This window comes from Novosphingobium silvae (assembly GCF_009856825.1).
GTDB lineage: Bacteria > Pseudomonadota > Alphaproteobacteria > Sphingomonadales > Sphingomonadaceae > Novosphingobium > Novosphingobium silvae.
This window is the reverse complement of record NZ_WVTD01000002.1, coordinates 397380-406404: the sequence shown is the minus strand read 5'-3', so window position 1 is coordinate 406404 and position 9025 is coordinate 397380. Positions and strand designations below refer to the sequence as shown.

The 9025-nt window shown below is 62.5% G+C and carries 6 protein-coding genes; 3 read left to right on the top strand and 3 right to left on the bottom strand.

Annotation, left to right across the window (positions count from 1 at the left end):
• The coding region (locus tag GR702_RS04995; RefSeq protein WP_272916645.1) for an oxidoreductase C-terminal domain-containing protein at positions 1-221 on the top strand (221 nt) is incomplete at its 5' end.
• A gap of 461 nt (positions 222-682) precedes the next feature.
• Here the strand turns inward: GR702_RS04995 and GR702_RS04990 are convergent.
• Genes GR702_RS04990 through GR702_RS04980 form a run of 3 tightly spaced genes read right to left on the bottom strand, consistent with a single transcriptional unit; the run spans position 683 to position 3517 of the window.
• Entirely contained in the window at positions 683-1222 is a 540-nt protein-coding gene (locus tag GR702_RS04990; RefSeq protein ID WP_160984853.1) for an ATP-binding protein, read from the bottom strand.
• Positions 1219-2685 carry a GNAT family N-acetyltransferase gene (locus tag GR702_RS04985; RefSeq protein ID WP_202408049.1) on the bottom strand — a complete coding sequence of 489 codons (1467 nt, stop codon included), beginning with the start codon at positions 2683-2685 and terminating at the stop codon, positions 1219-1221. Before GR702_RS04985 ends, GR702_RS04990 begins: the two co-directional genes overlap by 4 nt.
• Before the next feature lie 37 nt (positions 2686-2722).
• The gene (locus tag GR702_RS04980; RefSeq protein WP_160984851.1) at positions 2723-3517 is read right to left on the bottom strand and encodes a helix-turn-helix domain-containing protein; all 795 of its coding nucleotides are present in this window, start codon (positions 3515-3517) and stop codon (positions 2723-2725) included.
• Between the two features lie 689 nt (positions 3518-4206).
• On the opposite strand from GR702_RS04980, the gene GR702_RS04975 reads away from it, so the two are divergent.
• Positions 4207-5988: a trypsin-like serine peptidase gene (locus GR702_RS04975; protein ID WP_160984850.1), complete on the top strand. Its 1782-nt coding sequence runs from the start codon at positions 4207-4209 to the stop codon at positions 5986-5988.
• Positions 5981-9025 carry an AAA family ATPase gene (locus tag GR702_RS04970; RefSeq protein ID WP_160984849.1) on the top strand — a complete coding sequence of 1015 codons (3045 nt, stop codon included), beginning with the start codon at positions 5981-5983 and terminating at the stop codon, positions 9023-9025. The genes GR702_RS04975 and GR702_RS04970 overlap by 8 nt, the downstream gene beginning before the upstream one ends.

Genomic DNA, 9025 nt, shown 5'->3' with positions numbered 1-9025 from the left:
CCGCCGGCATCAACGTGGGCTTTGACCAGACGGTGATCCGGGGCGACATGGACGCGCGCAGCTTCTCGGTCGTCTACCTGAAGGACGGGCGCGTGGTGGCGCTGGACTGCGTGAATGCGGTCAAGGAGTACGTGCAGGGCCGCAAGCTCGTCGAGGCGGGGCTCTCGCCCGATCCGGCCGTGCTCGCCGATGCAGGCACCGCGCTCAAGGAGCTGATGTAGGAGAGGCGTCTCACTCGACTTGCCTGCGCAGATGCGGCTCATCGGACATTGAGAGGAAAGTTCCGGCAGCGACTTTCCAGTCGCAGTCAACAATATCGAAGAGCCTGCAGCGCGGGGTGAGAGAGCTTATCTCGACGCCTGGCTAAACTGTCTCGCTGCGCCTTGAACGCAGTGAACAGATAGCCGTCCTCTCAGAGGAATTCTGGGCGTGCCGCGTAGATGTGTTGGTCGGGGAGACAGGATCCCTGACCGAACTTCGCGTACGTCTAAGTCACTGATTTCACGCCAGTGAACGGCCTGCTTTATCAAGCAGGTGTACATCGATGGGTACAATGATGGGGGCAGCCGGGCAAATTATTTCGCACCCCTCCGTTTTCTTTGTTTTTACCGCAGAGGTGCCGGCAACCTTTCATGCTTAGCGAATATTCAGGCGGCGGCTGCTTAGCCGCCTTTTGTCCAGATTATCTGAAGGACGCCTCAATCCTTTCGAGGTCGCGTTCGGTGATAGGGACAAACGTGCACCCGATCTGCTCCGCGACCTTTTGAGCTGCCGCGCTCGCGATAGTTTGGTGTGCAGCAAGCGTCTCGGTATCTCTCATCGGTCGTTCACGCCCAGTATCCTTTAAGCGTCGCGCGGCGATCACGTGAGGGTCGGCCGAAAGATAGAAAATGGTATCTAAGCCAAGTTCGGCAAATGTGGTCGCAGGAATCTCTATGAGCCCATTTTGCCCATCGATGACGCTGTGCCCGTCGAACACGACAGGAACCACGACATTCGCTACAGCTCGTCGGAAGGCTGAAATCATCAGAACCTGATTGTCCACGACAGGCCCAGTACGGAGCGCCTCCGAATTCTGGAAAGGTTGCGCTCGATGAGCGAGTTCTGCCTTAATTAGAGCGCTGGCCTGAAGGTGGAGAATGGGCTTCCGCTCGGCAAGGCGACCGATGAGTGTCGATTTTCCCACACCGGACAGGCCCAGCAGCGCGACACGTAGTGTCATGTTGCGAACCCGAATGTACCGCGCTCCAGCACGGAAATCTGCTGCGCCGGAGCTAGGTTTTTGATCGACTGGGGAGGTCGTTCAGCAAACACATTGGTCTGCCGGAGAGCGTCGAGCGACATCGGTGGTTCGAGATGGGCTGCAAGAAGGAAATTGATAACCTTGACGGGCCGATCTTCTGAGGCGTTCATCATTCTGAGCTGCACATCGCTGTAGACCGACCGGCCGCCTGCGAGGCGGCGCAGCTCTTCAGTCGACCTAGCGAAACTCATTTCCTCGAAGACCCCGACCGTTGTGATGGCTTGTGAAGGGATGCCTTCCGACTTGCCTTTGTAGAAGAACAGAAGGGCTCCCGGCTGGGATATCATGGCGGGCGCTCGACAGAGGTAAACCTTGCGGATCGTGTTGCCAGGGCGTTGCGCTCCGGAGTCCGAGAACAGGCTCATCTGGATGACGGGAGGTACCAGTTCGGGGAAGAGAATTTCGTGGAAATCCTCTTGAATGGGGATCGCATATGCGGCGACGCCGTCGCCCGTTGCGAAGCGCGGATAGTTGCGCCGTGCGAGGTCAAATAGGGAGACAGCGGGTTCCGGCAGCAGTCGACTTCGCGACAGGCTCTTTTCATAAACCATCTCGCCGCCCTTGTTGTTGTGCGTGTGCTCGAAGCCATAGTATTCGAGTAGGGAAATCAGCGTAGCCTGGGTAGGAAAAGTTGTCAGATAGACGACGTCATGCTTGTTGGTCTGCGCATACCAGAGGACCTGCTTGAGGAGCAGTTCGCCCAGTTTCACGCCACGGCTTTCCGGGCGCACCTTAAAGGTACAGACTTTGAGAATCTTATCGCCCTGAAGCGTGGCGTCGGTGTCCCCGGGTTTTTCGTCCTTCCTTACCACGAGGCCAGCAATGCGCTTGTCATCCATTACGACCCAGCATTTGCGCATCGCCTTCACGCATTTGTCGCGCCACCAAGTGTCAAAAGGCGCATAGTCGCTACGCAGACTCTCGAAGATCGGATCGTCCTGGGGGAGCGTGTGAGCCTCCACCTCAACGACCGCTGGCAGGACAACGTCGATAGCCTCGTAGGTCGTCCGCAGAAGTGAGACAGCGTCTGCAACGTAGAGTACGCGGGCGCCGAACGTAGGCGAGATGCGTTCGGCACGTTCATGCAGGCCCTGATCTTCGGTGACGAGGAAATCGGCGACTTCCATGTCCAGAGCATGAAGCAAAGTGGCGTCGACGAGGTCGTTTGCCTTGCGGATCCGTCCGAATTTGGCCTCCAAGGCGGCCTGATCGATACCAACCGTCTTCTTTATAGCTGGGAATTTCTGGATCTTGCTAAGAGAGACGCGGCGCCGTGCTTCGTCCTTGTCCCGGCGGATGTCGTCGATGGCTGCTTCATGCACGAACACGCCCACCGAATGACGGGTAGCCAGCTGCAACAAGGATGAGAAGACCGGCGCCACTTCGGCGTGATCCTCAAGCCCAATGAAGACGTTGGTGTCAATTAGGTATCTTGGCGCGCTCATATAGGAGTGCTTCTCGCATCTTCGGCGTGGCGTAGAGGAACGACTGTGGTGGTTCGAAGCTAAATCGGTCGCGAAGCTCGCTCAGTAGGAGCGGGCGCGGAAGTGAACGTGCATGGCGCAGCTCGATGGCGAAGGCACGATCGACACCCGTAAAATAAGCGTCGAAATCCTTCCGGGCGATGCAGGCCTGGTCGCCGAAGCTCTTCCAGATTTCCTCGGGCGACCGCCGGTGGACATCACCGATCTCGGCGATACCAGATAGAGCTCGCGTCGGACTGGTTTCATAGATCAGCGCCGTGGTTCCCGGGGGAACCGACATGGGAAAGCGTCGCCGGAGCTCGATCGTCTTCTCCCCGCTCACGATTTTCCGGCTGTATTCTGGCTTTATGCTGAAAACCACGTCGCGGTGCGGAGGAAGCGGGGCCTCGCCGAAGATAGGAAGCAGAAGCTGGTTCTCGTCGATCTGTTCAAAGCCGAAGTCGGCCTCGCGCAGATTGTTGATGAGGGCGCCTGCATCATCGAAGTGTGCGTGTAGACGCAGCGTTGCTCCCATCGCCGAAAGATAGTCGCGCAAGGTGGAGACATGCATATCCTTGCGTCGCTCCATTCCAGTAATGGCGGACTGCCTAATATCTAAGCGTTTGGCGACTTGAGCCTGTGTCAAACCCGCAAGCTTGCGAATTTCGCGCAGCCGCCGGCCGATGTGACCGTCCGAGGCATCATTGCCATCTGGATCCGGTTCGAACACCTTACCGACAACCTTCATCATATCTCCATGCACGATCAGTGAAATTTCCCAAGCGATATCACTTTGGAGTTATATTTCCTAACGGATTATGGACAGTGCGGACTCAGGTGCCATTCGATTCCCAAGGTTGAACCTTGCCGGGTCTTGTCAGGGGATATCTCGGAAGTGATGCATGGAAGGCGATTATAGGGAGGTTGCCGGCGACCTTACATGGCGGCTTTGTTGGCGAGGCTTGACTGTCAGTTCGAAAAGCGAAGAACGGCAGGTGTCGGCGTCAGCCGACATATCCAGCCCTGAAGCGGAACGGCATATGTTGGTCAGCTGCCACCGGAAGGTCGTGGGACTTTCCGGCCGTTCCGGCACCACGTGTTCAGCGGCAGGTCTTCTGCCGATACCCGACACTCAATGCTCGCCTTCGCAAGCTACGCGGATGCGAATCCGCCCCCCGACCGTCTCTCCACTCTACGCAGTCTTGCGGTGGATTCTGGATTGATCAAGCAGGACGTCATAGACGACCAGTTCGTCTCCGCTGTCTAAAGCAGTTTTCGGCGGAGGATGGTTCAGATCAGCTTCTTCGGTGACTTGCGCGATTAGGTATTCCGATGAACAACCCTGTTCTGGCGAAGAACTTCGATTCGTGATCGTGTACCTGATCCGAGCGTTTTCGAGTGCCAGCATTCTACTGAACCCCAACCGACGGCTGTCCAGGCTTGTATACAAAAGAGGAAATAGCGGCGGCCATCGAGGCCAACCGGTTGGCGGCCGCCGACGCTCTTGCCGCGATTCAGCTTCTCGGTGCCGCGGAGGCTGAAGCGGAAGGCTACGTCCCCGTTCCCCTGTTGGCCGATGGGCTCGACGCTGCGGCCGACCTGTTCGGAGAGGCCAGGGGCGATTTCTGGGTTGGCCGGATCGAGGCTCGCGATCTCCTCGTCGCATTTGCACACGCGCTCTCTGCCCGGGGTGTCGCGGTGGACCTCGAACCAGATCCGATACCCGATACCCATGTCGATCCGGCCGTCGCAGCGCGGTTCCCGAGGCAGGCTACGTCATTTCGCTGCCGCATCATGAGGTCCGGGGCGGTATCGGGATCTGGGGTCCTGATCGGCCCCAGCACGGTCCTGACGGCGTGGCATGTGGTTGCGCCGGCCAATGCATATCAGCCTGCGGCTGCTATAACGGACGTGACGGTTATGCTTTCCGACGGGCGCAGCTACGGCGCATCGGTCGTCGCCGCGTCGCCCTGTTCGGAATGCGAATTCTCGGCGAGGATGCCCGCTAACGACGACGCGGTCGCCGAACTGCACGACATGGCGCTTCTCCGCCTCGAAGCGCCAGCTGGAGCTACTCTCGGCTACGCGACCCTAGCCGCCGATCCCGAGCCCTACCGCAAGTCCACACCGATCTATCTGGTCCACTACCCCGAAGGCGTGGACCGCGGGCTTGGTGAAGGGGTCACCGGCAAGATCCGCAAGATCAGCGCTCGGGTCGGACACACGGTGGGATCGGCGGGCGGGTCGTCGGGGGGCGGTTGCTTCGATACGCAGCGCGAACTCGTGGGCATCCACCAGGGAAGGCAGCCGAACGGCAAGGGTCGCTACGTGCCGCTTGAGCGCTTCGTGGAACAGGCGCGGGCGGTGGTTGCCGCCGACGTGGCGCCGCCGATCCTGTGGTCCTCGGACGATACGGTCGATGGACGGCTGGTCATCGGCCGGCGCACCTTCTTCCAGGCCTTCGCGGCTGCATCTGGGAGCGGCCGTGTTCGTGGTATCCATGTCAAGCGTGCCACCCCGGGCGACGCCCCGTCCGAACTCGTTTTCACCTACGATCTGCTGAAGAGCCTGGTGGCCCGGAATCCGGCTGCCCGGCTGTGCCGGGTGGCGCTCGGGACGCTGATAGACGACATTCCGGCCGAGATCATCAGGCGCGTCGCGGACAGTGGCATCTCGGTGGATGCGCTCGAGGAGCGGTCCGGTGTCGCAAAGGGCCAGACGGCGCCCGAGGCGGTCGGGGCGGACCGCGGGCTACGCGCCGCCGATCTCGTCAATAAGGCGGCGGCTGCCGCCGGCGTGACCATGTGGCTGTTCTTCGATCAGCCTGCCGTGTCCTTCGGCGACGAACAGCGTTCCGCGATGGAGGGGGTGATCGCCAGGTCGCTCAGGCTCGACAATGTCCGCATCGTGGTAGCTGGTCTGGAGGCCGCCGCGATGCCAGGCCAGGACTACTACCCGAACGGACCGCAGGACGGCGCACTCGGCTTGATGGTCGACTTCATCCGTGGGTTCAGCCGCAACGACGTCATCGCTGCGATCGAGCTGGCCAGCAGGGCAGTCGGCGCCGACCTCGGCGATGCGGGGGCGGGTGTGCTGGCCGATCAGGCGATCCAAGGGCTGCCCGCCAACAACCAGATCATTTCGGCCAGTCTTTCGGCGGAAGTGGCTGCGCGGCTGTCTGGGCCGATAAGGTCGATGTTCGAGGAGAGGTCGAGTGGCTGACACCCGTCTTCCACGAGGACCGGAGGGTCTTTCCGAGGCGCTCGAGTATGCGGCCCTGTCGGGTCCTTTCGACCCGAGGGCGGCACTCGCTGCAATCAGCCGGGAGTCGCGCCAGCGGGCGGCGGAAGCCGCATCCGCTCTGGCCGCCGTCTGCGACACCAATCCCGACGAGAGCGACGCCTGGTTGCTGCTGGCACCCAACCGGCAGCAAGTGCTGAGGGCACTTAGGGCGTCCGGAACGCTCCAAGACGCCATCGAGCGCCGTCGCGCGGATAGCGCTGGCACGATCACGGCGGACCTCCTGGACGCACTTTCCGACACTGGCGCATTCACGCTTCAACGGGTCGGCGATGCCCTCGGGTCCGCGGGTCGCGAGGTGCTGGTGCGGGTCGCGACGGTTCTCGACTGGGCCGGCGAATTCGCCGCCGCGGCTCCTTTGCTCGAGCCGTCCCGAACGGCGATCAAGCGGTTGGACCGGCTCGCGAGGCGGCAGGAAATCCGGGAACAGCCCTTTGTCGGGCGCGAATTTGAGATCAAGCGGCTGATGTCGCTGCTGGCGCAGCCCGTTCGGCGGAACGTCCGCGGCGTGTTCATGAGCGGACCGCCCGGGATCGGCAAGTCGGCCCTCACGGAGCAGGTCATCCTTAGGCACTACGACGAGTTCGGCAGTGTCGTCGTGAGGCTTGACTTCGACCGCGCTGGTCTGGACGTGACCGATCTCCGATCGCTTACGATGGAGGCGTCGCGTCAGATCGCTGACAGGATCGGCGACGCCGCCCGGGACCTTTTCGACGAACGCCTGCGCACTGCCGGTCTGCGCGAAGGATCGGAAAGTGTGCTCGAGACGCGCCGGACCTTCCCCGAGACTCTCGCGGCGATGCTCGCCCGGACCCTGGAGGCGGCGAATCGGCCGCTGCTCGTCGTCGTTGACACGCTTGAATCGCTTCAGGCCCGGGGCGAAACTCATCTGCGGCAACTGTTCGACTGGCTTCAGCTCCTGTCGGGTTCGGGCGTGAACCGGATGAGCGTCCTAGTCGCCGGCAGGGCCGCGCCGCCGGCTGAATTCGACAGGGTGGTCGGCGATCCGGTCGTGCTGGACGGACTGAGCGAGCCCGCGGCGCTCGAGTTCGCCACCCGCCTTCAGGTCGAGCCCTCCAGTCGCCACTTGGTCGTCGATCGTGCGGCGGGCGTCCCACTCGCCATAAAGCTTGCGGCTGATATCGTTCGGACTGATGGGATCGGGGCCCTACCGCGTGACAGGCTGAACCCGAAGCTCGCGAGCGCGATGCTCTACAGGATCCTGCTGTCGAGAATCGACGACGACGCCTTGCGGGATCTCGCCCATCCAGGCCTGATCGTCCGGCGGATCAGCGCGGACTTGCTGCGGGACGTCATCGGTCCTGCGGTGGGGCTGCCGAGGTTCGACGATGAGCGGGCTCGCGAGCTCTTTGATTCACTCGCTCGGCAACACTGGCTGGTGGAGACCGATCCGAGTGAACCCGGCTTCGTCCGGCATCGTGGCGACATCCGCCGCGACCTGCTGCCGCTGCTCTATCAGGACAAGCCGCAGCTCTGCGCGCGCATCGACCGTGAGGCGGTCAAGTGGTTCGCTGCGCGCGACGACGACGCGAGCGCGATCGACGCCCTCTACCATCGGCTGCAGCTTCTAAGGCGATCACCGACGCGGCCCGCGATCCCGGAGCGACTGGCTCGGCTCATGGATGCGGCGACCCTCCAAGAGTTGCCGGAGATCGCCCAGGTGATGGTCAAGCAGGTGGTCGGCGATTTCAGCGGTTCGTCTCCGAGCCTGTCGGGGCAACCGTCTTGGAGCGACGATCCGCGGGTCGTCCGGGACCTTGTGAACATAATCTCCAAGGCCGACTGGGCCGAGGGCCGGGCGCTCGTCGACCGCGTCGAGCGCACCGGAGGGATCGACCCGAGGAGCCGGTTGGCAGACGCCGTTAGTGCGTTCTGGTGGCGGGCGGGACAGTGGTATGATGCGAACTGGTTGCTGCGGGAACGCGATCGCATGGGGGAGGATGACAGTGATCTGCGGCAGCTCGAGCCGCCGCTTGCGGTCGCCCGCATCGAGATGCGCGGTGAGTATGGTCGCGCGGCCCAGCTGCTGAAGCGCCCGGATGAGCTTCTGCGGGACACGCCGCTGAGATCCGGGCTGACCGGCATCAGCCGGTATGGCGGCCTCGCCTTCCGCCTCCGGCGGGTGGACCCGGACGTGCTAGGTTCGTTTGAGATCGAGGAGGCACCGGATCCGGTGCAGGCCGCCTTCAACCGCTGGTCCGCCGATGGGCAGGGACGGTGGGATGGCGGCGCAGTGGAATTTGTCCATCGCCGGCTCCAGTCGGTGGGCGTCAGCCTTCAAGGACCTGCGCGCCCGTGGGTTGAGACCCAGATGATGGCATCGCTGACCCCATACGCGGGCGTGGCGGTGAACCTGGACCAAGGCGATCGTCTCCTGTCGTCCAGAGCGCGGGAAGCGGTCGCTACGCTTCTTGCCGGATCCCATTCGCCCCTATTGCTTGCCGACGAGATCGCTATTCCGCCGCACGCCGGTGTCGACATCGAGCCCATCACGGCGATAGCCAATGCCGGGCTTTTCGCGGAGTGGGCGGAGGCGCTCGGCTATGTGCTCGAGCACCCGAACCTCCGCAGCATCGGCCGCGCCGCTGACAACTGGCGGCGGACGATGGCGGGCGACTGGAAATACGGTCCTGCCGGTCCCCGCGGATGGAAGCCTCGGCTGATCGACGAGGTCCTGGAGGCGCGCATACGTCGGCATCAAGATAGCCCCGCGCCGCGCGAGCTCGCGTTCATCCAGCTCTCCGCCTGGGTTCCGCACCTGGGGCCGGGCGAGGCCGTGTGGGACCTCATCCAGCGCAGGTCCGCAGGGGCCTTGGAATCTGCGGCGCGCGCGCGTGTCGATGGAGGGTTCGCGGCGGCTGCGGCGAAGCTCCGCCAATACAAGGTTCCGACGGCCTTCGTGCCGTCGATTATCACGTTGATTGAGGCGAGGTATTAG